We start from the raw sequence: 26,738 nt of genomic DNA, 5'->3' as shown, positions 1-26,738 counted from the left end.
GTATCGCCGGCGCCTACGCCACCACCCTCAAGAAGGGCTCGACCGTCACCACGGCTCGAGACCACTCCCGTGGTGCCCGTGCACTCAAGCTGCGGGCCCGGCGGCCGTCTGTCCGCGAAGCGGACGGGTCACGTGGGAACGTGGCAGTCGAACGCGTGCAGGTACGGGTTGACCGGCCGGATGTCGTCGATGACCAGGCCCGCGTCGGTCAGTCGGTCGACCATGCTCTGGGTGGTGTGCTTCGCCCCTCCGACGTTGAGGAGCAGCAGCAGGTCCATGGCGGTGCTGAACCGCATGGAGGGCGTGTCGTCCACGAGGTTCTCGATGACCACCACCCGCGTGCCGGGTCCGCCCGCCTCGATGACGTTGCGCAGGGTCCGGGCGGTGCTGTCGTCGTCCCACTCCAGGATGTTCTTGATGATGTAGACGTCGGCCTTGACCGGGACGGTCACGCGGACGTCGCCGGGCACGATACGGGCACGGGGCGCGAGGTCGCCCTCACGCAGCCGCGGCACCGCGTTGTCGATCACGCGCGGCAGGTCGAGCAGGCTGCCGTGCATCGAGGGGTACTTGTCCAGCAGGCTCGCCACCACGTGCCCCTGGCCGCCGCCGATGTCCGCGACCGACGTGCTCCCCGACAGGTCGAGGAGAGCCGCGACGTCCCGCGCCGACTGCTCGCTGGAGGTCGTCATGGCGCGGTTGAAGACCGTGGCCGACTCGGGGGCGTCCTCGTTGAGATAGGTGAAGAACTCCTTGCCGTACAGGTCCTCGACCACGTTGTGGTCGGTGCGCACCGCCTCGTCAAGCTTCGGCCACGCGTCCCAGGTCCACGGCTCGGTGCACCACAGGGTGATGTTGCGCAGGCTGTTCGGGTCGTCCTCGCGCAGCAGCCGGGACATGTCGGTGTGCGCGAACGTCCCGTCCGGCCGTTCGGTGAAGACGCCGTAGCAGGACAGGGCCCGCAACAGCCGTCGTAGCGGCCGGGGTTCGGTCTTCACCGCGGCCGCCAGGTCCGCCACGGTCATGGGGCTGTCACCAACGGCGTCGGCGATCCCCAGCCTGGCGCACGCGCGCAGGGCGGCGGCGCACGCCGCCCCGAACGCGAGTTCCCTCAGTCGCATGGACGGCGGTGGGGCGGTCTCAGCGGTCGTCATGTGCCGCCTTCCTTCCTTTTTGGGTCCACGGATGGTGACGGTCGGCCGGTCAGCACAGACCGGTGGGCCGGGACGCCAGGCAGGAGTTGCCTTCGAAGACGTTGTCCTTGCCGGTGTCCGCGTTGACGAGGTCCGCCGGGGAGTTGCCCTCCAGCTTGTTGTCGCTGATCCGGTTCCGCTCGCTGGTGGTGCCGACGAAGCTCTTGAACAGCACGATGCCGCCGGACAGCGGGGAGGTGCCGACGTTCTCCGTGATCACGTTCCGGGTCACGAGGCTGTCCTCGGCGCCGGTCAGGACGATGCCCGAGCCCTGCAGGGCGTCCAGCCGTTCGGTCTTCGGGCAGGACTTGTTGTTGCGCGCGATGCGGTTGTCGCTCACGGTCACGAAGCCGGCCCTCGGCTTGTTCTCGTCCCCGACGACGAACACCGCCGCGCAGTTGCCGGTCATGTGGTTGAACGCGACGGTGAGGTTGCGCAGACGCCGCACGGTGACGCCGATCCGGTTGCCCTCCAGCCGGTTGCGTTCGACCACCGTCCCCTGGGTGTCCGCCGCGCCCTGCTCCGCCTTGACCGTGTTGGCGAGGAACAGACCCGCGTCGCCGTTGTCCTTGGCGGTGTTGTGCCGGAACACACCGCGGACCGACTGCTCCTGGGCGATGCCCCAGACCCCGTTCTTCACCGCCGTCACGTCCCGCACGGTCAGCCTGTCCGTCCCCATGGCGAACACCCCGGTCCCGGTGAAGCCGGTCACGGTCAGGGAGGTGACGGTGACGCCCTCGACGTTGCGGTCCTTGGTGCCGATCACGCAGATGCCGTTGCCGTTCTGGGCGCAGCTGTTGGCGGACTTGTCCGTGCCCGGTTCGATCACCGTGCTCGGGCCGGTGCCGCGCAGGGTCAGGCCGGGCGTGGTCACCTTGACGCTCTCGTGGTAGGTGCCGGGCTTCACGAGGACGGTGTCACCGGATCGGGCGATGTCCACCGCTTTCTGGATGGACTCCCCCGGGCTGACCACGTGGGTCGCATGGGCGGGGACCGGCGGAGCGGCCCCGAGCCCCGCCCCGACGACCGCTACGGCACACGCCAAGTACGAAAGGCTTTTTTTATTCATATTCCGGACATTAAGCCCGAGTCGCCCGCGGACTGCCCGGATGGGCCATCCGGCGGCGTGTCATGCGCGGGTTCGTCTTGTGCGGGGTCGCGGCGACCCGGACAACAAGACGAGGCCGGCCGGGCGCCGTTCGCGCCCAGCCGGCCTCGTCCTGTCGCGTCACAGGATGTCGACGGGACCCGTCAGTCCGTGCCGAACTCCATCGCGGCCCGGTCCAGCAGCACGTCCTCGTCGGAGACCTCGCCGCGGGAGGCGATGGCCTCGGCGCCGCCCTCCGGCATCTGAGGCATGGTGCCGATCAGTCCGGTCGCCGCGGCCTGGGCGGCGCCGATGGCGGGGCTGCCGGTGCCGATCAGACCGAGCCCGGCGTACTGCTCCAGCTTGGCGCGCGAGTCGGCGATGTCGAGGTTGCGCATGGTGAGCTGGCCGATGCGGTCCACCGGGCCGAACGCCGAGTCCTCGGTGCGCTCCATGGACAGCTTGTCCGGGTGGTAGCTGAACGCCGGGCCCGTTGTGTCGAGGATCGAGTAGTCCTCACCGCGCCGCAGCCGCAGCGTCACCTCACCGGTGACGGCCGCGCCGACCCAGCGCTGCAGCGACTCGCGCACCATCAGGGCCTGCGGGTCCAGCCAGCGGCCCTCGTACATCAGCCGGCCGAGGCGCCGGCCCTCGTTGTAGTACTGGGCGAGGGTGTCCTCGTTGTGGATCGCGTTGACCAGGCGCTCGTACGCCGTGTGCAGCAGGGCCATGCCGGGCGCCTCGTAGATGCCGCGGCTCTTGGCCTCGATGATCCGGTTCTCGATCTGGTCCGACATGCCCATGCCGTGACGGCCACCGATGGCGTTGGCCTCCGTCACCAGATCGACGGGGGAGGCGAAGTCCTTGCCGTTGATCGTCACCGGACGGCCCTGGTCGAAGCCGATCGTCACGTCCTCGGTGGCGATCTCGACCTCGGGGTCCCAGAACCGCACGCCCATGATCGGCTCCACGGTCTCGACGCCCGTGTCCAGGTGCTCCAGGGTCTTGGCCTCGTGGGTGGCGCCCCAGATGTTGGCGTCGGTGGAGTACGCCTTCTCCGTGCTGTCGCGGTACGGCAGCTGGTGGGCGACGAGCCACTCCGACATTTCCTTGCGGCCGCCGAGCTCGGTCACGAAGTCCGCGTCCAGCCAGGGCTTGTAGATCCGCAGATGGGGGTTGGCGAGCAGGCCGTACCGGTAGAACCGCTCGATGTCGTTGCCCTTGAAGGTCGAGCCGTCGCCCCAGATCTGGACGTCGTCCTCGAGCATCGCCCGGACCAGCAGGGTGCCGGTGACGGCCCGGCCGAGCGGCGTGGTGTTGAAGTAGGCACGCCCGCCCGAGCGGATGTGGAACGCCCCGCAGGTGAGCGCTGCCAGGCCCTCCTCGACCAGCGCCGCGCGGCAGTCGACCAGGCGCGCGATCTCGGCGCCGTAGGTCTTCGCGCGGCCCGGCACCGAGGCGATGTCGGGCTCGTCGTACTGGCCGATGTCGGCGGTGTAGGTGCACGGGACGGCGCCCTTGTCGCGCATCCACGCGACCGCGACGGAGGTGTCGAGACCGCCGGAGAAGGCGATGCCGACGCGCTCGCCGGCGGGAAGGGAGGTGAGGACCTTGGACATAGGAAGAGTATGCATGAACGCGCATGATCATGCAAAGGTCGCGAAACCGGTGGAGACGCGAGGCCGGTTCCGCGTACGTTCGACGGCATGGCCGACGAGGGCTTCACGCATCCACGGCTCGCCGCGATCTACGACCCGCTCGACCCTGATCGCGGTGACCTCGACGCGTACGTCCGCATCGCGCAGGAGCTTGGAGCACGTCAGGTCCTGGACATCGGTTGCGGGACCGGGGTGTTCGCCCTGCTCCTGGCCGAACGGGACATCGAGGTCGTCGGGGTGGACCCCGCCGGAGCGTCGCTCGACGTGGCGCGAGGCAAGCCGGGCAGCGAACGGGTGCGCTGGATCCACGGTGACGCGACCGTACTTCCGCCGCTGCGCGCCGACCTGGCGACCATGACGGCGAACGTCGCCCAGGCGATCGTCGATCCGCTGATGTAGCGGAGGACGCTCCAGGGCGCCCACCGAGCACTGCGGCCGGGAGGACTCCTGGTGTTCGAGACCCGGGATCCGGCCCGGAGGGCCTGGGAGGAGTGGAACCGGGAGCGGTCGTACCGCGTGAGCGAGATCCACGGCGTCGGCGCGGTGGCGAGCTGGGTCGAGACGATGGAGGTGAGAGGGCCGCTGGTGACGTTCCGGTGGACCTACGTCTTCGCGGCGGACGGCCAGGTGCTGACGTCGGACTCGACGTTGCGTTTCCGGGAGCGGCGGGAGGTCGAGGCGGACCTGATCGCCGCCGGGTACACGGTGGACGACGTGCGTGACGCCCCCGACCGTCCCGGCCGGGAGTTCGTCTTCCTCGCACGCCGTCACTGATACCCGATGACCGGTGGCCGTCGCACCCCTCCGAGCGGCCATGTTGTGCAATGCGAAATTTAGTGTTGCAGACGTGGTGCCACACCGCGCGCACCTCCTACGTTGCCGTCTCAACAGAACGGTCCTCATCGGGCAAAGCGCCCCCCCCCACCGGCCGGAACACCCCTGCTCCGGCGCGCGGGCCTCACGAATGACCGCTCCCCAACTCACCGACCCTCGGGCCCACTCGGTCCGGCCCGGGTCTCCCGATCGAACTGAGGAGCTTCCATGAACGCAGGTTCCGTCCGCGGTGCGGTGGCAGTCGCGGCCTCCCTGTGTGCGCTGGCCGGTGTCAGCGCGTGTGACGTCCAGTCCGACAGTTCCACCGCCAAGACCGGCGCGAGTGCCTCCTCGGTGGCGGCAAAGGGCCTCAGGGTCGGCTGGTCGACCATCTACCTGACCCCGTCGTGGATGCAGCAGACCCTGAAGATGATGGAAGGCGACGTCAGCAAGCTGAAGTCGGCCGGCAAGGTGAGCGCGTTCAAGACCTTCAACGCCAACGGCGACACCTCGCAGCAGATCGCGCAGATCCGCGCCATGATCCAGCAGAAGTACGACGTGATCATCGTCGACGCGGGCTCCTCCACGGCGCTGAACCCGGCGCTCGAACAGGCCGTCGCGGCCGGCATCACCGTGGTGGGCTTCGACTCCCTGCCGACCAGCACGAAGGTCATCAGAGTGGGCACCGACCAGAAGGCGTGGGGCTCGATGATGGCCACCTGGCTCGCGGACAAGCTCAAGGGCAAGGGCAGTGTCATCGCCATGAACGGCCCGGCCGGCGTGGCCGTCAGCGAGGACCGCTGGGCCGGTGCGGCGGCGGTCTTCAAGAAGTATCCGAACATCAAGATCGTCAGCAATGTGCACAGCGAGTACAACCTCGCCCCGGCCGCCCAGGCCTTCGCCTCCGCCTACTCCGCGCACCCGGACATCGACGGTGTCTTCTCGCAGGGCGGCGCGCTGTCCGCGGCCGCGCTGCAGACACTGGTCAAGCAGGACAAGAAGCTCGTTCCCGTCACCGGTGAGAACTACAACGGCTTCCTGAAGATGTGGCAGTCCCACCAGAAGGCCGGCTTCTCCTCCCTCGCCACCGCCCAGCCCAACTACCTCGGGGTCATCGCCCTGGAGGCGGCGGTCGCCAAGCGGGAGGGAGTAGCCGTCCCGCAGGACATCACCGTCCCGCTCCCCGAGATCAACGACAAGAACCTGGCCGACTACGTCAAGCCCGACCAGCCGGACGACTCGTACCCGATCAACGACCTGCCGCAGGCCGAGATCGACAAGCTCATCGGAAAGTGACCATGGCGCCGCTGCTGAGCGTGGAAGAGCTGTCCAAGTCGTTCGCCGGGAACCAGGTGTTGCGGGAGGTGAGCTTCACCGTCGAGCCCGGAGAGGTACTGGCGCTCGTCGGTGAGAACGGGGCCGGCAAGTCCACCGTGCTCTCCCTCGTCACCGGGCTGCTGACGCCCGACTCCGGCCGGGTCGTCCACGACGGCGCTCCCGTCACCCGGGCGTGGTCTCCGCACCGCGCCCGGGCCGCCGGGATCTGCTCCGTCCACCAGGAGTTGAGCCTCAACCCGCACCAGAGCGTCGCGGAGAACATCTTCCTCGGCGACTGGCCCAGCCGGCGCGGCCTGGTGCGGGCCCGCGACCTCGCTGCGCGGGCCCTGCCCCTGCTGGAGCGGGTCGGCCTGGACGTCGATCCGCGCACCCGGGCCGGCCGCCTGCCGCTCGGCCGTCAGCAACTGGTCGAACTGGCCAAGGCGCTGGCCGGAGAACCGCGCCTGCTGATCCTGGACGAGGCGACCTCGGCCCTCGACGAGGAACAGGTCGAGGCCGTCTTCCGGGTCGTGCGGGACCTGCGCGAAAGCGGTGGCTCGGTGATTTTCGTCAGCCACCGCATGGCCGAACTCTTCGCCGTGAGCGATCGGTTGACCGTACTGAAGGACGGGGCGGTGATGGCGACACGGGAACGGGAGCGGACCGACCACGACGACATCGTGCGGCTGATGGTGGGGCGTGAACTGTCGGATCTCTTTCCGCGGAAGGCGACCGGTCCCACCGGTGAGACGCTGCTGCGGGCCCGGGACCTCACCGTCGCCGGCGCGTGTTCCGGCGTCGACCTGGACCTGGTGCCCGGGCGGATCCTCGGCCTCGGCGGACTGCAGGGCCAGGGCCAGCGGGAGGTGCTGCGCGCCCTGTTCGGCCTGGCCCGCCACACCGGACAGGTCACGCTCGGCGGGCGGCCGGTACGACTGCCGTCTCCTCGTGACGCGATCCGGCACGGTATCGCCTACGTCCCCGAGGACCGCAAGACCGAGGGCGTGCACACCGCGCGCAGCGTCCGCGACAACCTCGCCCTGCCCAGTCTGCGCACCCTCGCCCCCGGGCGTCGCCTCACCACCGTCGACCGGGCCGCCGAGACCCGGCTGGTCGGCGAACTGATCGAGCGGTTGCGGGTCAAGGCCACCTCCCCGGCGCAGGAGGCCCGCCGCCTGTCGGGCGGCAACCAGCAGAAGGTGGCGCTGGCCAAGTGGCTGCCGACCGGGCCTCGCGTCCTGCTGCTCGCCGAACCGACGCGGGGCATCGACATCGGCACCAAACGCGAGATCTACCACCTGCTGCGCCGCCTCGCCGACGACGGCCTGGCCGTGCTGGTCACCTCGGGAGACACCATGGAACTGGTCGGCCTCTGCGACGAGGTCGCGGTGCTGTACGAGGGCACGATCGTGGACCGCCTGACGGGCCCGGCCCTGACGGAGGAACGCCTGGTACGGGCCTCGGTGATGGGCACCGCCACGGAAGCGGCCGCGACCCTGCCGCCGCACCCGGCCCCGGATGTGGACCCGGACCAACAAGTGGGCCCGACCGTGGACCCGGATCCGGACCCGGTCGCGGCCCCGGCTGCGGACCCGGTCTCGGGCCCGAAGACAGAGCCCGGGAGTGTGGCCCATGCGTGAACGGATCGCCTCGGCCGCCCGGGGAAACACCGACCTCGTGGGACTGCTCGTCCTCCTGCTGGTGGTGCTCGTGGCCTACCAGCACTACGACTCCAGCCTGCTCAGCCCGGCCTCCGTCACCATCCTGTCCGCACAGTTCCTGCCGCTGATCCTGGCCGCCGCGGGACAGACCACCGTGATGCTGCTCGGGGGCATCGACCTCTCGCTGGGCGCCGTACTCGGGCTCGCCATGGCCGTGTTCGCCACCTACGACGCACACGGCGTGGGCGGGGTCGTGACCGCCGCCGTCGCCGCCCTGTGCGCGGCCGTCGCGGCCGGTGCGGCCAACGGGACCCTCGTGGCGTACGCCGGTCTGCCCCCGATCGTCGTGACGCTCGCCGCGTCGTTCCTGTGGAGCGGCGTCACCCTGATCGTCCTGCCGCAGCCCGGGGGGCATGTCCCGGGCGGGCTGGTGAACGCGTACAACAACGGGTGGAACGGTCTCGCGGTACCCGCACTGGCCGTCGCCCTCGTGCTCGCCGCGTGGAAGGTACTGCGCACCACCCGGCACGGGCTCGCCCTCTACGCCGTGGGCGGCAACGAACACGGCGCCTACGCCAGCGGTCTGCACACCCGCGCTACGAAGATCGCCGGATACGGACTGGCTGGCGCGTTCACCGGACTCGCCGGGATCGGGCTGGCCGTGCAGACCGGCTCGGCGGATCCGACCATCGGCACGCCGTACACACTCAACTCGATCGCCGCGTGCGTACTCGGCGGGATCAGCTTCTTCGGCGGGGTCGGCCGGATGCGCGGCACCGTTCTGGGCGCGCTGGTCATCGGCCTGCTCACCAACCTGCTGCTGTTCACCGGGATCTCGCCCTTCTACCAGCTCATCGTGCAAGGAGTGATCCTCGTGGCGGCACTCGCCCTGAAGACGTACCTCACGAGGGAGGCGGCCGTATGAGCGGCGTGACGGGCACGATCCGCACCGAGGCCGTCGCCGCGCTGCGCGGCAGTCGCGCGGCCTGGGCGTTCGGCGTCCTCGGGGTCACCTGGCTCGCGGCGATCCTGTTCGCGGACGGCTTCGACAGCGTCTCCAACGTCCGCTACCTGGTGCAGACGGCGTCGTTCCTGGGCATCGTCGCGGTCGGCCAGACCCTCGTCGTGATCATGAGCGGCATCGACCTGTCGGTGTCCGGCGTGGTCGCCCTGTCCGCGGTCGTCTGCGCCAAGGTCGCCTCCGGCACGGGCGGCGGCGCGACCGGGATCGTGGTGGCACTGGCGCTCAGCGCGCTGGTGGGCGCCGTGAACGCGGGCGGCGTGGTGTGGCTGCGGGTGCCGCCGATGGTGATGACCCTGGCCACCGGCACCATCCTGTCCGGCGCCCTGCTGGTGTACACCGACGGCTCACCCAGTTCCGCCCACCTGTCCCTGCTGGACTCGCTCGCCAACGGCAAGCTGCTGGGGGTGCCCTGGTCGTTCGTCCTGTGGCTGGTCGTCACGGCCGTCGCCGGCTGGCTGCTGCACCTGTCCCGCACCGGCCGGTACGCGTTCGCACTCGGCGCCGGCGAGAACGCGGCCCGCGCCTCCGGGGTGCCGCTCGGCGCGACGGCGTTCACCGCGTACGTGTCCTGCGCGCTGCTCGCCGGAGTGGCCGGACTGGTACTGCTCGGCTTCACCGGAACCAGCTCGCTGACCATGGGCAACCCGTACCAACTCCTGTCCATCGCCTCCGTCGTGCTCGGCGGCACCTCCATCCTCGGCGGCCGGGGCCACCTCCTCGGCACGGTCGGCGGCGCCCTGCTGCTCACTCTGCTGACCGCGCTGCTGATCTCCTGGAACCTGTCGGAGGGCGTACGCCAGGTCGTCCTCGGTGTACTGATCATCGGCCTGCTCCTCGTCTACGCGAGGGAGCGCAGGACATGACGTCCCCGGCGTCCCGGGACGCGAATCGGGCCGTACGGGACCTCGTACGCGATCTCGTGCGCATCCCCAGCGTGAACCCCCGGGGCGCGCCGGGCGACGGGGGCGAGACGGCGGTGGCCCGCTATGTACGGGACTGGCTGGGCCGGCACGGCGTACGGGCCGAGTTGCACGAGGTGCTGCCGGGGCGCTGCAGCGTGGTGGCCGTCGTCCCCGGCCGGGACCCTGCGGCGGTGCTTCTCGAATCGCACCTCGACACGGTCGAGACGGACGGCATGACGGTCCCGTCCCACGAGGGCGAGGTCCGTGACGGTCGGCTGTACGGGCGGGGTGCCTGCGACGCCAAGGGGCCGCTCGCCGCGTTCATGCTGGCCGCCGCCGAACTCGCCCGTGGCGGGCCGCCGCCGCTCACGGTCGTGCTGGCCGGGGTCTGCGACGAGGAACACGCCTACCGGGGTGTCCTGCACCTGCTCGAAACGCTGTCCGGCCGCCGTGTCGTGGGCGCGCTGGTCGGTGAGCCCACCGGGCTGGTGCCGGCCACCGCCCACAAGGGCGTCGTGCGCTACACCGTGCGCACCACGGGCCGGCCGGGGCACAGTTCCCGGCCCGAGGAGGCGGTCAACGCGATCTCGCTGATGGCCCCCGTCATCGCCCACCTCGCCGCCACCCGCCCGGCCGTGGCCCCCCATCCGCTCCTGGGGCCCGCCACCCGTTCGGTCACCCGTGTCCGCGGCGGCACCGGCCCCAACACCATCCCCGGCAGCTGTGAGGTGGACGTCGACCGCCGTACGCTCCCCGGCGAGGCCCCGGAGGCCGTCTGGCAGCAGGACCACGACGAACTGACCGCCCTGGGCGCCGAGGTGGACCCGCCGTTCACGGTCGACCCGGCCCTGCACACCCCGTCCGACACCCCCGTCGTCACCGCGCTGTGCGATGTCCTCGCCGCCCACGGCCTCCCCCACGACATCCAGGGCATGCCCTTCGGCACGGACGCCAGCAAGCTGGCCCGGGCCGGGATGCCGTCGGTGGTGTTCGGCCCCGGCTCCGTGACGGACGCCCACGCGGCGGACGAATCGGTGGACCTGGCGGAGGTGGAGCTGGCCGCGCGGATCGTGGTCGCCGCGATCCGCGCGACGGGGAGGCGGCTCGACGAGAGGTCACTCCCCGGCGTGGACCTCCCGCCGCGGGAGCGAGCCCGTACGGATTCCCCCGCGGACCATGCCCCGCCGCGCCCGGCCAAAGCCGCCGAGAACCCGTCTCGGGAGCGCGCTCGTCAGGTCCGCCACGCGGGCATACCGCAGCAGGGACGGCGGCCATGCAGTTGACCGACCACGTCAGTCTCCTCGCCAGCGGTGCGGCCGGTTTCGATCTCAGCGACCCGCTGGACTGTCACGTCTATCTCGTGCGGGGAAGCCGCCGCAGCGTACTCGTCGACGCCGGCGCCGGCCGCTCCGCGCACAGCATCCTGCGCGAAGCGCGCTGCACGGGCGCCGACCCGGACCACCTCCTGCTCACCCACGGCCACGCCGACCACGCGGGCGGGGCGGCCGCCCTCGCCGAGAAACTGCCCGGGCTGCGCGTGCTGGCCGGGGCCGCGGCGGTGCGCTGGATCGCCGAGGGGGACGAGCGGGGCCTCAGCGTGGACAAGGGCAGGGCCGCCGGGGTCTACCCGGCCGACTACGCCTTCCGGCCCTGCCCCCGCGTCGAACCTGTCACGGACGGCACCGAGATCGATCTGGGCGCGGGAGTCGTCGTCCGGGCCGTCGCCACCCCCGGTCACGCCGACGGCCACACCTGCTACCACCTGCGGACCCCGGCCTACCAGGCACTCTTCTCCGGAGACTGCGTCTTCACCCAGGGACGCATCTCGTTGCAGAATCTGCATGACTGCCGCGTGCCCGCGTACGCGGACAGTCTGATGCGGCTGGCCGCGCTCGACGTCGACGCGCTCTTCCCCGGCCACCACGAGGTCTCACTCGCCCGGGCCGGAAGGCACCTGGCCACCGCCCGCGACGCCGTCGCCCGCGGCCTGCTGCCGAGGAGTACGACATGACCGCACCGGTCCGCCGCAACCAGGCCACCTCGCTGCGCCGCGCCCTCACCGTCCTCGAGTACATCCGCGACCACGCCGGCACCGGCCGGGGCATGTCCCTGACCCGGATCGCGGAGGATCTCGGCATCAACAAGAGCACGGTGCTGCGTCTCACCTCACCTCTGGTGGAGTCCGACCTGCTGGTCCGCGACCGCGAGACCGGGTGGTTCCGGCTCGGCCACGGCACCCTGCGGCTCGGCCAGGCCTACCTCTCCTCACTCGACCTGCGGACCGTCGCCGCGGAACCGCTGCGGCTGTTGCAGCACCTGGTGGGCGAGACCTGCCACCTCGTGGTCTGCGAATGGCCGGACGTCGTCTACATCGACAAGGTGGAGAACGAGACCAACGTCCGCATGGGCTCCCGCATCGGCAGCCGCATCCCCGCCTACCGGACCGCCGTCGGCAAGGCCATCCTCGCCTGGCAGGGCGAGGAGTCGTTCCGCGTCGTGGTGGCCGCCGGTATGCCTCCGGTCACCGCGTACACGGTCACCGACGCCGAACGGCTGCGCCTCGAACTGGACCGGGTCCGGCGCCGGGGGTACGCGATCGACGACCGGGAGAACGAACCGGAGGTACGGTGCGTCGCCGCACCGATCTTCGACCACACCGACGCGCCGGTCGGCGCACTGAGCGTCTCCGGCCTGACCACCCGGATGACCCCCGCCCGGGTCCGCGAGGTGGGTCCCATGGTCGTCCGCACCGGCATGGAGATCTCCCACGTCCTCGGCTCCTCCCGCGTACGGGACAGCGGCCAGCACAAGGCCGCCGACCACTGAGAGCCACCGGCCTACCGGCCGCGAGCACTGGGGGCCACCGGACTACCGGCCCCAAACACTGTGCGCCACCGACGTACCTGCCCCGACCGCTGAGAGCCACCGGCCTGCCGGCCCAGCCCCCTGCCCACCACCCCGTAAAGCGACAGGATCCCCATGCACTCCACCAGCCCGCGGACGTCCTCGGCGCGCCCGGCGCCTCAAGCCGTTCCGTCCACGTCCTCCGTCTACACCTTCGTGGAAGACCTCCGCGCGGAGGGCACGGACGCCGTCCTCGACCGGGTCCTCGGCGCGTACGGCTGCGACACCCTCACTGTCGCCGCCGCCTACCACCGCGCCCGTGACGTCACCCCGCACGGCCCCGCCCGGGTCACCCTTCGGCACGACGGCACCCACTTCCCGCCGCCGGCCGACCTGTTCGGCCAGGTGCGCCTGAAGCCGCCGCTGCAGGCCGGCGCCGAACGTGAGCCACTGCGCGAACTGCGCCTGCGTACGGCGGAACGCGGCGCCGCCCTGCACGGCTGGACCGTCTTCCTGCACAACACCACGCTGGGCCTCGCCCACCCCGACGTCACCCAGGAGAACTGCTTCGGCGACCGTGCCGCCCCGGCCGACCTGTGCCCCGCCAACCCGGACGTGCGGGCGTACGCCGTCGCGCTCGCCCGTTCCGTTGCCCGGCAGGGAGTGGACGCGGTGGTGTCCGAGTCACTGCACTTCGGCTCCTTCGGCCACGGCTACCACCACGAACGCAGCTTCGTACCGCTCGGCCCGGTGGAGGAGTTCCTGCTCGGCCTGTGCTTCTGCCCGTCCTGCGTCGAGCGCGCCGACAGCGCGGGCGTGGACTCCACCGCGGCCCGCACCGCGGCCACCCGCGCCGTCGGCCGGCTGCTCGACGGCGGCGACCCGCTGCCGGGCGCCCTGGTCCCCGGGGAACTGGCCGACGCGGCCGGGGAGTCGCTCGCCGCGTACACGCGTACCCGCGTCGACACGGTCACCTCGCTCGCCGCCGCCGTGGCCGACGCCGTGGCGAGCGAGGGCTCCCGGCTGGTCTTCCTCGATCTGACCGGTGCGGTCAAGGGGTACGCCGACGGCCTGCCGACCGGCGCACTCGCGGCCGAAGAGGCCTGGCGGATCGGCGTCGACCCCGCGGCGGTCGGAGCCGTCGTCCCCGGCTACGCCGTCCTCGCCTACGCCCGCGACCCGGCCCGCGTCGCGGCCGACACCGCCGCCTACCGGGCCGCCCTCCCGGACACCTGCACCCTGCGGGCCGTTCTGCGCCCGGGGGCACCGGACACCGCGTCCGCCGACGCGCTCGCGGAGAAGACGCTGGCAGCCACCGGTCCCGGACGGGCGGACGCCGTGGACTTCTACCACTACGGCCTGCTCCCCTACCCCGTGCTGGACCGCATCCCGGCGGCGCTCAAGGCGCGCGACGGTCGACCGACGGGCTCCGCGTCCGCCGGGTCCGCGACCGGCCGCCCGTCGGGTGGTGGCGTCTGAGCCGTCACCCTCTCCGACCCTGTCGGCCCACCCATCCGGATGTCGACTACGGTTGACCGACAGTGCGCCCGGGGCCGTGACTCCATCGTTACGGTCCCTTGACGGCCCCTTTGTGATCGGTCACAATCCTCTCATGAATGTGACCGGTCACACGAAGCGTCCGGCGAGTATCAGGGATGTCGCGTCCGCCGCCGGGGTCTCGTACCAGACCGTGTCCCGGGTGATCAACGCACATCCCAGCGTCAAGCCGTCCACCCGGGAGCGGGTGCTCGCGGCCATCGAGGAGCTGGGCTTCCGCCGCAACGCCACCGCGCTGGCCCTGGCCAGCGGTCGCAGCAGGGCGGTGAACGTGCTGACCGCCAACACCACCCACTACGGCAACGCCTCGATCCTCCAGGGCATCGAGGAGGCCGCCCGTGCCGCCTCCTACGCGGTCGGGATCGGCGTCCTCGAATCGGCGGACGAGGCTGCGGTCGCCGCCGAGGTGCAGCGGGCGGCGGACACCGGCGGCGGTCTGATCGTGGTCGCCTACGATCCGGCCGGCGTACGGGCCCTGGGCGCGGTCCCCGCCGGACTGCCGGTCGTCGGTGTGGTCGAGACCCCGGCGAGTCCACCCGGCGGCGACCGTCCCTGGGTGTGGGCCGACGACCACGAGGCCGCCCGTGAGGCGACCCGTCATCTGCTGTCCCTGGGACACGAGACCGTGCACTACGTCGCCATCCCGTCCAGCACCCGGCGTACCAGTGCCCGCACCACCGGCTGGCGCCAGGCACTGCGCGAGGCCGGAGCACCGCAGCCCCGTCCCGTACAGGGCAGTTGGAGCCCGGCAGGCGGCCACGCGGCGGGCCTGAAACTGGCGAAGGACCCTGCCGTCACAGCGATCCTGTGCGGCAACGACGACCTCGCGCTCGGGGTGCTGCGCGCCCTGCACGAGTCCGGCCGGTCCGTCCCGGGCGAGGTCAGCGTGGCCGGGTTCGACGACGCCCCGCACTCCGCCTACCTGACCCCGTCGCTGACGACCGTGCGCCTGGACTTCACCGGCCTCGGCCGGGCCGCGTTCGCCCTGCTGCACGGGGCGTTGGAGGCGTCCGCGCAGATCGCCCCGCACCCCGTCTCGGTGCCGCAGCTGGTGGTCCGGGAGAGCTCGGGACCGCCACCCGGCCTTCACTGACCCGCCGTTCACCCAACACCCCGTCCACGCACCGCTGTTCCGAGTCCCGCTCCCCCACCGTCAAGTGACCGGAGGTCCAACAGCGTGATCGCCCCCACCCGCACGACCGTCCGTACCAGAGCGCGTGCCAGGTCCCGTACGAGAACCGCCTTCCTCACCGCCCTCCTGGGTGCGGCAGCCATGGCGGGTACCCTTCCCGCCGCCGCACCCGCCGCGGCCGTCGCCGAACCGCAGCGCCTCACCGTCGACCTCGGCGCCTCCGAGGGCCCGGTGATGCGGGGCGCCAACGGGGCGTTGTACGGACTCAGCGACGACGGGGTGCCCAGCGACGCGGCCCTTGCCCCGCTGAAGATCACCAGCGTCTCGCAGAAGCCGGAGGGCGGCGCCCAGCACCCCAACGGTGACGCGCTGTCCGTCTCCAGGTCGTTCTTCCGTAACGGCGGCGGCGAGATCAACGTCATGATGCAGGACATCTACGCCAAGTGGCCCTACGAGGACCTCGGCATAGACGACTACCTGCCCAAGGTCGACAAGATCGCCAAGCAGGTGGCGGCCGACCCGAACAGCGATCGTTTCGTCTACATACCGTTCAACGAGCCGGACCAGATCTGGTACCAGCTCGGCGTCTCCGACCAGAAGCAGTACGAGGTCAACCGGGACCGGTTCTTCAAGGACTGGAAGACGGTGTACCAGCGCATCCGCGCGATCGATCCCGGCGCGAGGATCGCCGGACCGAACGAAGCCGGTTACCACACGCGGCTGTTGACGGACTTCCTCACCTTCGCGAAGCGCGAGAACGTGCTGCCCCAGGTGATGACCTGGCACGAGCTGGGCTCCGGTTCGCTGCGGGACTTCCAGGGCCACTACGACACCTACCGTTCGATCGAACGGGATCTGGGCATCCCACCGCTCAAGATCAACATCGACGAGTACGCCAACCGCCGCGACCTGTCCGTGCCGGGGCAGCTCGTGCAGTGGGTCTCGATGTTCGAGCGGAACAAGGTGTACGCCAACCAGGCCTACTGGGACGCCGCCGGCAACATGGACGGCAATGTGGTGCGGTCGAACATCCCCAACGGCGGCTGGTGGTTCTTCCGCTGGTACGCGGGGCTGACGGGTGACACCGTCAAGGTGACCCCGCCGCGGGCCGACACCATCGACACCCTCCAGGGCCTCGCCTCCCTCGACACCTCGCGCCGCCAGGCCCAGGTGCTGCTCGGCGGCTCCACCGGTGACTCGGACGTCGTCGTCGAGAACGTCTCCCGGTCCGTCTTCGGCCGCACGGTCACCGCGACGGTCGCCGAGGCCGCCTGGTCCGGTTACGAGGGGCAGCACGCGACGCCGCGCGTCCTTTCGCGGACGAAGGTCGAGGTGGCGGCCGACGGTTCGGTGACCGTCCCGCTGCGCGGCATGCACAAGATGTCCGCGTACCGCATCGTCCTCACCCCCGGCGGCTCCGGGGCCCCGTCCGCCGCCTCCGTCCCCTGGTCCGCCTCGTACGCGGCGGAGGACGCCGCCGTCACCGGCGGGGAGGTCCGCACCCAGGGCACGGTCAGCAACGCCAACGGCTACGCGGCGTCCGGGACGAAGGACGTCGGCTCGCTGAACCAGAGCTCCAGCAAGGTCGACTTCTCCGTGACCGTGCCCAGGGACGGGACCTACGACCTGGCGGTCCTCTACGGCAACCAGTCCGGGGCCCCCGCGACCCAGAAACTGTCGGTCGACGGCGCGTCCCCGGTCACCGTCACCTACCCCTCCACGGAGAACTGGACCTACCGGGCGAAGAAGGACCTGACGGTCCGCCTCACGGCCGGCCCCCATGTGCTGTCGCTCGCCAAGGCCGACGCCGAAGTCACCCTCGACCGCGTCGACCTGACCGCGCGCACCGGCGCTCCGTCCGCCTCGTACGAGGCCACCCTGGCGGACATCGACGGGAAGCCGTCGTACGACTACTCCTCGTCTGCCGGTGTGGGTACCGGCGCCCTCGCCCTGCGCGACGGGGAAAAGGCGATCTTCGACGTGTACGCCCCCCGCGACGGCTACTACACGGTGGTGTCGCGGGCCTCGGCGGCGGTGCGGCTCACCCTGCACGGTGAGCGGGTGACGGCGGCCCCCGGCCGGCCCCTGCGGCTGTATCTGGTCGCGGGCAACAACCGCGTCGCGGCGACCGCCGGGTACGCCTCCGTTCGCTCCCTCGACGTCTCGGGCGACGGCTCGGCCTCCGGCACGCTCTCCTACGAGGGCGCCTCGGCGACCCTGGCGGGCGGCGCGAAGCTCGTCGACTCCCCGTACGCCTCTGCCGGGTCGTACATCGGGCAGCTCGGCAACAGCGCCGACAGCACCGCCGAGTTCACGGTGCGCGCGCCTGAGTCCGGCCGCTACGTGCTGGTGGTCCACTACGCGCACAACGACCGGCGCGACAACGGTCACGCCTACAACACGGACATCATGTCCCGCACGGCGGACGTCAGGGTGGGAAGCGCCGCGCCCAGGAAGGTCACCTTCAAGAACACCTGGAGCGTGAACGACTACTGGACCCTGGGCGTGCCCGTCGACCTGCGCAAGGGCGCCAACCGGGTGACGTTCGGCAACGCAAGCGGGTGGGCGCCGGACATCGACCGGATCGAACTGGGCCGGGTCGTCGGCCGGCCGTAGTCCGTCACGGATCGGCCTTCACCCAGCGGTCGGCGGGCGGATGCCCGCCGGCCGCTGTTTCGTGTGCGGGCCGTGACCCGCCGTACGACGAGGGAACGCCCGCTGTCTTGACGTGTTCATTACTGTCGTCAAGCATGCTGTGAACCCGATTGATTCTGGTCGGTTCTGTGAATTGCCGTGTCATGGAAGGGAGTTCCGTGTTCAACCGACATCGCCTCGCCCGGGCGTTGGCGCCCACCATCCCCCTGGTGCTCGGCGCGGGTCTCGTCACCGTCACCGCCCCCGCCGCCGTCGCGGACACGCCGACGCCGAGCGCGGTCACGGTGCGGATCGACCCGTCCTACCGGCAGCAGGAGTTCGAGGGATGGGGGACGAGCCTCGTCTGGTTCGCCAACGCCACGGGCGGCTATCCGGAGCCCATCCGAAGACAGCTGGTCGACATGCTGTTCGGTGAGGATGGGCTCCGGCTCAACATCGCCCGCTACAACATCGGCGGCGGCAACGCCCCGGACGTGCGCAAGGACTACATGAAGGCCGGCGCGACCATGGAGGGCTTCTGGAAGGCCCCCGAGGGGACCACCCGGCAGGACACGGACTGGTGGGATCCGAACAACCCGGACCACTGGAACTGGGACGCCGACGCGGGCCAACGCTGGTGGGTCGACCAGATCAAGAAGAAGGTCACCCGCTGGGAGGCGTTCAGCAACTCACCCCCCTGGTTCCAGACGGTGAGCGGATACGTCTCCGGCGGCTTCGACGCGGGCACCGATCAGATCCGCGCCGACCGCGTCGACGACTTCGCCACCTACCTGGTGCGCGCGAGTGAGCATCTGGAGCGGGCCCACCACATCAGGTTCGACACGATAGACCCGCTGAACGAGCCCAACACCACCTACTGGGGCACCCAGTTGGGAGCGGACGGCCAGCCCACAGGCGGACGCCAGGAAGGCGCGCACGCCGGACCCGGGCTCCAGCAGAAGGTGGTCCTCGCTCTCGACCACGCGCTCGCCGAGGCGAAGACCGGCGCGCGGGTGTCCGCGATGGACGAGACCAACCCCGGCATCTTCACCCAGAACTGGAACGCCTACGACGAGTCGGCACGAGCCGCCGTCGACCAGCTGAACGTGCACACGTACGGCACGGGGATGCGCACCAGCGCCCGGGACATCGCCAAGGGCGCGGACAAGAAGCTCTGGATGAGCGAGGTGGAGGGCACCTGGGGCACCGGCACCGACTTCACCGGGATGGACCCGGGGCTCGGGATCGCCGGCCGGATGGTGGACGACATGCGCGAACTGGAGCCCTCCGCCTGGGTGTTCTGGCAGCCCGTCGAGGACGCCGTTCCGCAGGCGGCGGCCGGCAAGAACTGGGGCAGCATCCACGTCCCGTTCGACTGCACGGCCGAGGACACCCTGGAGAGCTGCCCGATCCGGGCCAACTCGAAGTTCCACACCATCCGCAACTTCACCCACTACATACGTCCCGGCGATCACTTCGTGAAGGTCGACGACCCGTCCAGCGTCGCGGCGGTGCGCAAGTCCGGTCGTGCGGCGAGCGTCGTGCATGTGAACAGCGGTACGTCCGCGCGTTCCGTGACCCTCGACCTCTCGCGCTTCGGCAAGGTCGCGCACGGGGCCACCGTCACCCCCGTGGTGACCAGCGACGGAGGTGCCCTCGTACGCGGCAGGCCGGTCGAGGTCACCGACCGCTCGGCCACGCTCGTCGTCCCCGCGAGGTCGGTCACCACCTTCCTGGTCGACGGAGTCAGCGGTGTCGCAAAGGACGCCCCGCTCGTCCGGAACGGCCATGTCTACCGGCTGCCGGGGGCGCAGAGCGGGAAGTCGTTGGCGCCGTCGGACGACGGCAGCGGTGTCGTCATCCGCACGACCGACACCGAAAACCCCGAACAACTGTGGTCCGTGCGGCAGTTGACGCCGGGCACCGACAACCGCGAGCGCTACGCGCTGACCAGCGCCACCAACGGCAAGCGCCTCACGGTGCGCGACAACCAGGCAGTCCTGGAGGACCCGGGCGGCACCCGGGCCGGCGAGGCAGCGCAGTGGATCATGTCGACGACCGGTGACGGCAGTTGGACCTTCGTCAACGTCGCCACCGGCCGCCTTCTCGACGTCACCGGCCAGTCCTCGGCGGACGGTGCCGAGGTGTCCACGTACACCCCGACCTCCGCGGCGAACCAGCGCTGGGGCGTCAGAGACGAGACGGTGCTGCGCACCGAACCGGCCGACGCGTTCACCGTGCCCGGCCTGGCACCGAAGCTCCCGGGAACGGTGACGCCGGTGTACCGGGACGGCACCCGCGGCTCGCTGCCCGTGGTGTGGAACGTACCGCCGGAGGGGAAGTGGCGTGACCCCGGAACGGTACACGTCACGGGCCGCGCCACCGATCCGCTCGGGCGGTCGATCCGCGCGACGGCGGTGGTCACGGTGGACGCCGTCGGCTCGACCCTCCCCGGCCGCGCCAAGACCTACACGGGCGGCAGGCCGGACTTGCCGACCACGGTCGTCGGTGTCGGCCGGCACGGCGGCCGGACCCATCTTCCGGTGACCTGGGATCCCGCACCGGCCGGGGCGTACGACACGCCAGGTGTCGTGACGCTGCGCGGCGTGGCACGGGTGGTCGACGGCGGTACCGTCGACGCGACCGTGCGGGTGCAGGTCACCAAACCGGCGGAGACCAACATCGCGCTCGACGGCGATGTGTCGGTCGCGGCCACGTTCACCGAGAGCGGCTACTCCGCCGAAGGTCTGCGTGACGGGAACCCGTCCGGGAAGGCCTGGTCCAACTGGAAGCCTGGCACCACCAAGAACCCGTCCGACACCGTCACCTTCACGCTGCCGAAGGACCGCGACCTGACCCGGGTCGTCGCGCGCTTCCACCGGGACGGGAACACCGCGTCCTTCCCCGAGAGCCTGAAAGTGCAGGTGCGGGGTGCCGACGACGGGGCGTGGGTGGACGCGAGCGGTGACATCGAGGTGGGTACCGAGGGCTCGCCGGTGGTCGACGTTCCGGTGACGGCGGGACCGGCGAACGGGGTGCGGGTGGTCATGACCGCCCGCCCCGGCGGCTACATCACCATGAGCGAGATCGAGTTGTACGCCAGGACGCCCGGGGTCTCCTCGGACGCCGCCGCCGCGTCCGTCGAGGTGGCTGGCGTTCCGGTCGCGTCGTTCGATCCCGACACGCACGACTACCGTGTCGTCACCTCCGAGCCGGGCCGGGCCGTGGTCACGGCGGTCGCGCGCGATCCCTACGCGACCGTCTCGGTCGAGACGACCCGGGAGCCCCGTCGGACCCGGGCCGTCATCACCGTGACCGGTGAGGACGGATCGAGGACCGGGACATACCGGATCGACGTCGTACGAAGCTGAGGCAGGGCGCGGGACGGGGAGCGAATGCCGGTGCCCCCCGTCCCCAACCCGGCGGTGAGCGGCGGTTGTTGGGAGACGGAAGCTCGACCCGTTCGACTGATCGAACTTCGTTCGAAACTCTTGACGCGCAACCGCGCCCCGATTGACACTCTCGCAACACGACGTCACACAGCCGCAACGACCCGGTGCCCACGACCAGGCTCCCGTCAGCCGGCCCGCTCCCCCTTGTCTCCTGTCCGTTCGCCATCAGCCATGCCTCAGCAGGGAAACCCCACATGACGTACACCGCACGTCCGCGCGGCCGCGCGAGACGCTGGGCGGGCCGGATCGCCGGCCTGACCACCGCGTCGCTGTTCCTGGGCCTCACCGCGCCCGCCGCTCCCGCACAGGCGGCCGTACCGGCGCGAACGGCGCAGGCCGCGGACCTCACTGACGGGCTGGCGCTCTGGTACAAACTCGACGCGGCCTCCGGCGACACCGTCGCCGACGCCTCCGGGAACGGACGCGACGGCACGGTGAGCGGCACCGCCAACTGGTCCGGCACCGGCCAGGGGCTCGCCTTCAACGGGTCGGACACCTACGTCAAGGTGCCTGACGACGTCATGAAGGGCATGGACGCGATCACCGTCTCGACGGACGTACTGATCGACTCCGCCCAGAGAACGCCGTACTTCCTCTACGGCTTCGGCAACTCCAGTGGCAGTAACGGGAACGGCTACCTGTTCACCACGGGCAACGGCCTGCGGACCTCCGTGGCGAGTGGCAACTGGTCGACGGAACAGACCACCAAGCCCGCCGACGGCCACAGCCTGACGCGCGCGGTGTGGAAGCACCTCACGTACACCCAGACCGGCGGCACGGGTGTGCTCTACGAGGACGGCGTCGAGGTCGGCCGCAACACGTCGGTCACCATCACGCCCGGCGCCATCGGTTCGGGCGCCACCACCGCCAACTACATCGGCAAATCCGTGTACTCGGGCGACCAGCTCTTCAAGGGCCGGATCCGCGACTTCCGGGTGTACGACCGGGCGCTCACCGACTCCGAGGTCGAACAACTCGCCCTCCCCGTCGCCACTCAGGGCGTCGCCGACGACAAGGCCGCGCTGAGCCTCGGCGACACCAGCGCCGTGACGGCCGGCCTGGACCTGCCGAAGACCGGCAGCGCCGGCGGTTCCACCATCAACTGGGCGAGCGACAACCCGGACGTCGTCTCCGCCGCAGGCGCCGTCACCCGCCCCGCCGCCGGCGAACCGGACGGCCACGCCACACTCACGGCGACCCTCAGGAAGGGCACGGTGCGCGACACCAGGACCTTCGACGTCACGGTCCTGCCCGCCTTCGACGACGAGACGGCCACCCGACAGGCCGCCGAGGCGCTCGCCGTCCACAACCTCGACGACGCCCGCGGCAACCTGACCCTCCCGGCGACCGGTTCCTACGGCACGAAGGTCACCTGGTCCTCCGCGAAGCCGGACGTGGTCTCCGCCGACGGCGTGGTCCACCGCCCCGCGCACGGCGAGGGCCCCACCACGGTCCAGCTGACGGCCACCCTCACCAAGGGCGAGGCGAGGGCGACCCGCGTCCTCACCGCCACGGTCCCGCAGCTCCCCTTCAAGGAAGCCCTCAAGGGCTATATGTTCAGCTACTTCACCGGCGAGGGCACCTCGGACGGCGAGCAGCTCTACTCCGCCCTCAGCAAGGGCAACGACCCGCTGAAGTGGCGGGAGTTGAACGGCGGCAAGCCGGTCCTGACCTCCACCCTCGGCGAGAAGGGCCTGCGCGACCCGTTCATCATCCGCTCGCCCGAGGGCGACAAGTTCTACCAGATAGCCACCGACCTCAGGATCTACGGCAACGGCGACTGGGACGCGTCCCAGCGCACCGGCAGCAAGTCCCTCATGGTCTGGGAGTCCACCGACCTCGTGCACTGGACCGACCAGCGGCTGGTCAGGGTCTCACCGGACAGCGCGGGCAACACCTGGGCGCCGGAGGCGTTCTACGACGCCGAGCGCGGCGAGTACGTGGTCTTCTGGGCGTCGAAGCTGTACGACAACGCCACCCACTCCGGCGACACGTACAACCGCATGATGTACGCGACCACCCGCGACTTCTACACCTTCAGCGAACCCAAGGTCTGGATCGACCGCGGCTACTCGGTCATCGACTCGACCATGATCCAGCACGACGGCACCTACTACCGGCTGTCGAAGGACGAGCGCAACAACACCTCCTCCACCCCGAACAGCAAGTTCATCTTCGAGGAGAAGAGCGACTCGATCCTGAACCCGTCCTGGGACCCGGTCGCCGAGGGCATCGGCAAGGGCGCGATGAACGCGGCCGAGGGCCCGCTGGTGTTCAAGTCCAACACCGAGGAGAAGTGGTACGCCTTCCTCGACGAGTTCGGCGGCCGCGGCTACCTCCCGTTCGAGACGACGGACCTCGCCTCCGGCAGGTGGACCGCGTCCACCGGCTACGACCTGCCGGCCAAGCCGCGCCACGGCACGGTCCTCCCGGTCACCCAGGCCGAGTACGACCGACTGCTGCGCGCCTACCAGCCGGACCAGGTGGTCAAGAGTGTCGAGGACGTCGCCGTGAAAACCCGGGTCGGCGAGGCCCCGGTCCTGCCGGCCACCGTGATCGCCGAGTACGCCGACGGCGTCAAGCGTCCCGTGGCAGTGGCGTGGGAGGACATCCCGGCGTCGCGGTACGCGCAGACCGGCACCTTCGCGGTGACCGGCGGCCTGCCCGACGGCACCGCGCTGCCCGTGCGCGCCGAGGTGACCGTCTCCGAGGAAGGCCCGGACATCCCCGCCGACCTCGTCCTGCACTACGGCTTCGACGAGACCGGCGGCACCATCGCCCGCGACTCCAGCGGCCACGGCTACCACGGTACCTACGTCCGTACACCCGACTTCGGCACCGGCGTGCACGACGGATCGTTCAAGATGTCCGGCGCCTCGGCCACCTCCCCCTACGTGAAGATCCCGAACGGGGTGTTGAAGAACGCCGACAGCGTGACCGTGTCGACCTACGCCAAGTGGAAGGGCGGCGACAACTTCCAGTGGCTGTTCGGGCTCGGTCCCGACAGCGACAAGTACTTCTTCGCCACCCCCTCCAACGGCGGCTCCAGCCTGTACTCGGCCATCACGAAGGCGAGTTGGTCGGCCGAGTCGAAACTGACGGCCGGTTCGCGGCTGACGCCCGGCGAGTGGCGGCACGTCACGGTGACCCTGGACGGCTCCACCCGCACGATGGTCCTCTACGTCGACGGCGTCGAGGCGGCCCGGGCGACCGGTGTCACCACCAAGCCGTCCGAGCTGTACGACGCCACCAAGGACTACAGCGGCTACATCGGCAGGTCCCTGTACGCGGCCGACCCGTACTTCGGCGGCGAGGTCGACGACTTCCGCGTCTACGACCGGGCACTGTCGGCCGCGGACGTCATGGAGCTCAGCGGCAACACCGCGGGGATCGCGAAAGCGACGCACCCGGACCTGAAGGTCGACGCGATCATCGACAACGCCGACAGCAAGGTCACGCTGCCGATGAAGGAGGGCACCGATCTCACCGCCCTCGCCCCCGAGTTCACCCTCGCCAAGGGCGCGGCGATCAGCCCCGCCTCCGGCAGCGTCCACGACTTCACGAAGCCGGTGACGTACCGGGTGACCGGCTCCGACGGGAAACAGCGCACCTGGACGGTGACCGCGCTCGCCATGAAGAGCCCCGTCCTGCCGGGGCTCAACGCCGACCCGAACATCGTCCGCTTCGGCGACACCTTCTACCTGTATCCGACCACCGACGGCTTCGAGGGCTGGAGCGGCACGCAGTTCAAGGCGTACTCCTCCACCGACCTGGTCCACTGGAAGGACCACGGCGTCATCCTCGACCTCGGGCCGGACGTGTCCTGGGCCGACAGCAGGGCCTGGGCGCCGACGATCGCCGAGAAGGACGGGAAGTTCTACTTCTACTTCTGCGCCGACGCGAACATCGGTGTCGCGGTCTCCGACTCACCGACGGGGCCGTTCAAGGACGCCCTGGGCAAGCCGCTGCTCAAGGCGGGCCAGTACAGCGGCCAGATGATCGACCCGGCCGTGTTCACCGACGACGACGGACAGGCGTACCTCTACTGGGGCAACGGCCGTGCGTACGTGGCTCCGCTCGGCGACGACATGACCTCCCTCGACACCTCGAAGGTCAAGGACATCACCCCGACCGGTTACAACGAGGGCACCTTCGTCATCAAGCGCGAGGGCACCTACTACTTCATGTGGTCGGAGAACGACACCCGGGACGAGAACTACCGCGTCGCCTACGCCACCGGCCCCTCCCCCACCGGCCCCTGGACCAAGCGCGGCGTGATCCTGGAGAAGGACCTCTCCCTCGGCGTCAAGGGCCCCGGCCACCACTCGGTCGTCCAGGTGCCCAACACCGACGACTGGTACATCGCCTACCACCGCTTCGCCATCCCCTCGGGCGACGGCACCCACCGCGAAACGACCGTCGACAAGCTGGAGTTCGACGCCGACGGCCTGATCAAGAAGGTCGTCCCCACCCTCACCGGCATCGACCCGGTCACCGTCGTGCACGCCGGAGGGGACGCCGACGGCACCGAGGGCGACGCGATCGCGCTGAACGGCACGCTGTCCGGGGCGGGCAGTGCGAAGTGGTCGGTCGAGAAGGGCGCGCCCTGCGTGTTCGCCGACCCGGCGGCGGCCCGGACCACGATCAGCTGCGCCGACGACGGCAGCTACGAGGTCACGCTGACCGGCGGCCGCGGCAGCGACACGGCGAGAGTCGAGGTCTCCAACGCGGAGCCTGTCATCACCTCGGCGACCGGTCCGCGGTCCGCGGTGCCGGCCGGTGGGCGGGCCGTCGTCACGGCCCAGTTCACCGACGCGGGCACGGACGACACCCACACCTGCGAGGTCGACTGGAAGGACGGCACCCGGCCGCGGTCCGGCACGGTCACCGCCACCGGCTGCCGGGCCGAGCACACCTACGCCGAGGCGGGCATCCGTCGCCCCGTGGTCACCGTCACCGACGACGACGGGGCCTCGGCCGGCAGGACCCTGCCCGAGGTGATCACGTACGACCGCGCCGCCGGGCCCGCGCTCGGCGCCGGCGTCCTCACCTCCCCGGCCGGTGCCTACCCCGCGAAGCCAGCCCTGGCCGGTCAGGCAGCCTTCTCCTTCGCCGCGGCGTACACGCCAGGAGCCGCCGCCCCGATCGGAAAGGTGACCTTCGACTTCGGTCCGGCCCGGCTGAAGTTCCGCTCGACCGGCTCCGACTGGCTCGTCGTCACCGGCTCGCGGGCCGTGTACCAGGGCTCCGGAACGGTCGGCGGCACCGCGGGCTACGGCTTCCGGGTCACCGCCACCGACGGCCCGGACAGCTTCCGCGTCAAGATCTGGCACAAGACCACCGGCGATGTCGTCTACGACAACGTCACCGCCTCCAGGACCGTGGGCGTCATCACCATCGGCACCCACTGATCCGGTCGCGACGAGGATCACCTCGGGCGTCCCGGTGGAGGCCTCGAACAGGA

At 70.7% G+C, this 26,738-nt stretch carries 15 protein-coding genes and 1 pseudogene; 13 read left to right on the top strand and 3 right to left on the bottom strand.

Going from position 1 to position 26,738, the window contains the following annotated elements; genetic code table 11:
- Window positions 1-128 precede the first annotated feature (128 nt).
- The 3 genes from ABZ027_RS40365 to argG all read right to left on the bottom strand — a co-directional run bounded on the left by ABZ027_RS40365 (window position 129) and on the right by argG (window position 3,899).
- Window positions 129-1,154 carry a methyltransferase gene (locus ABZ027_RS40365; protein WP_356777565.1) on the bottom strand — a complete coding sequence of 342 codons (1,026 nt, stop codon included), beginning with the start codon at window positions 1,152-1,154 and terminating at the stop codon, window positions 129-131.
- A 49-nt stretch (window positions 1,155-1,203) separates the two neighbouring features.
- Window positions 1,204-2,262, bottom strand: coding sequence for a right-handed parallel beta-helix repeat-containing protein (locus ABZ027_RS40360; RefSeq protein ID WP_356777563.1), 1,059 nt, complete (start codon window positions 2,260-2,262; stop codon window positions 1,204-1,206).
- Window positions 2,263-2,444: 182 nt separating this feature from the next.
- Window positions 2,445-3,899 (bottom strand): argininosuccinate synthase, encoded by a 1,455-nt coding sequence (gene argG / locus ABZ027_RS40355; protein ID WP_356777561.1) that lies wholly within the window; start codon window positions 3,897-3,899, stop codon window positions 2,445-2,447.
- Window positions 3,900-3,986: 87 nt separating this feature from the next.
- Between argG and ABZ027_RS40350 the strand changes: the two are divergent.
- From ABZ027_RS40350 to ABZ027_RS40290, 13 genes and pseudogenes are all read left to right on the top strand, one after another.
- A pseudogene (locus tag ABZ027_RS40350) lies at window positions 3,987-4,712 on the top strand (class I SAM-dependent methyltransferase).
- Between the two features lie 267 nt (window positions 4,713-4,979).
- Entirely contained in the window at window positions 4,980-6,047 is a 1,068-nt protein-coding gene (locus tag ABZ027_RS40345) for an ABC transporter substrate-binding protein (protein ID WP_356777559.1), read from the top strand.
- Between the two features lie 2 nt (window positions 6,048-6,049).
- On the top strand, window positions 6,050-7,708 hold the full coding sequence (locus ABZ027_RS40340; protein ID WP_356777557.1) for an ATP-binding cassette domain-containing protein: 1,659 nt from the start codon (window positions 6,050-6,052) through the stop codon (window positions 7,706-7,708).
- A complete protein-coding gene (locus ABZ027_RS40335) occupies window positions 7,701-8,654 on the top strand; it encodes an ABC transporter permease (protein ID WP_356777555.1) in 954 nt (317 codons plus the stop codon). Before ABZ027_RS40340 ends, ABZ027_RS40335 begins: the two co-directional genes overlap by 8 nt.
- Window positions 8,651-9,616 carry an ABC transporter permease gene (locus tag ABZ027_RS40330; RefSeq protein ID WP_356777553.1) on the top strand — a complete coding sequence of 322 codons (966 nt, stop codon included), beginning with the start codon at window positions 8,651-8,653 and terminating at the stop codon, window positions 9,614-9,616. The genes ABZ027_RS40335 and ABZ027_RS40330 overlap by 4 nt, the downstream gene beginning before the upstream one ends.
- Window positions 9,613-10,938: a M20 family metallopeptidase gene (locus tag ABZ027_RS40325; RefSeq protein WP_356777551.1), complete on the top strand. Its 1,326-nt coding sequence runs from the start codon at window positions 9,613-9,615 to the stop codon at window positions 10,936-10,938. The genes ABZ027_RS40330 and ABZ027_RS40325 overlap by 4 nt, the downstream gene beginning before the upstream one ends.
- Window positions 10,929-11,666, top strand: coding sequence for an MBL fold metallo-hydrolase (locus ABZ027_RS40320; RefSeq protein ID WP_356777549.1), 738 nt, complete (start codon window positions 10,929-10,931; stop codon window positions 11,664-11,666). The genes ABZ027_RS40325 and ABZ027_RS40320 overlap by 10 nt, the downstream gene beginning before the upstream one ends.
- Window positions 11,663-12,481 carry an IclR family transcriptional regulator gene (locus ABZ027_RS40315; protein WP_356777547.1) on the top strand — a complete coding sequence of 273 codons (819 nt, stop codon included), beginning with the start codon at window positions 11,663-11,665 and terminating at the stop codon, window positions 12,479-12,481. Before ABZ027_RS40320 ends, ABZ027_RS40315 begins: the two co-directional genes overlap by 4 nt.
- A 153-nt stretch (window positions 12,482-12,634) precedes the next feature.
- Window positions 12,635-13,978 carry a hypothetical protein gene (locus ABZ027_RS40310; protein WP_356777545.1) on the top strand — a complete coding sequence of 448 codons (1,344 nt, stop codon included), beginning with the start codon at window positions 12,635-12,637 and terminating at the stop codon, window positions 13,976-13,978.
- A gap of 133 nt (window positions 13,979-14,111) precedes the next feature.
- Entirely contained in the window at window positions 14,112-15,149 is a 1,038-nt protein-coding gene (locus ABZ027_RS40305; protein ID WP_356777543.1) for a LacI family DNA-binding transcriptional regulator, read from the top strand.
- 180 nt (window positions 15,150-15,329) lie between these two features.
- A complete protein-coding gene (locus tag ABZ027_RS40300; RefSeq protein ID WP_356777541.1) occupies window positions 15,330-17,804 on the top strand; it encodes a CBM35 domain-containing protein in 2,475 nt (824 codons plus the stop codon).
- A 197-nt stretch (window positions 17,805-18,001) separates the two neighbouring features.
- Window positions 18,002-21,193, top strand: coding sequence for a glycoside hydrolase (locus ABZ027_RS40295; protein WP_356777539.1), 3,192 nt, complete (start codon window positions 18,002-18,004; stop codon window positions 21,191-21,193).
- Window positions 21,194-21,468: 275 nt separating this feature from the next.
- Complete coding sequence (locus ABZ027_RS40290) at window positions 21,469-26,685, top strand: family 43 glycosylhydrolase (protein ID WP_356777537.1); 5,217 nt, start codon at window positions 21,469-21,471, stop codon at window positions 26,683-26,685.
- Window positions 26,686-26,738: the final 53 nt, after the last annotated feature.

This window comes from Streptomyces sp. NPDC006332 (genome assembly GCF_040612855.1).
In the GTDB taxonomy this organism is placed as follows: Bacteria; Actinomycetota; Actinomycetes; order Streptomycetales; family Streptomycetaceae; genus Streptomyces.
This window is presented reverse-complemented; position numbering and strand designations above follow the sequence as displayed.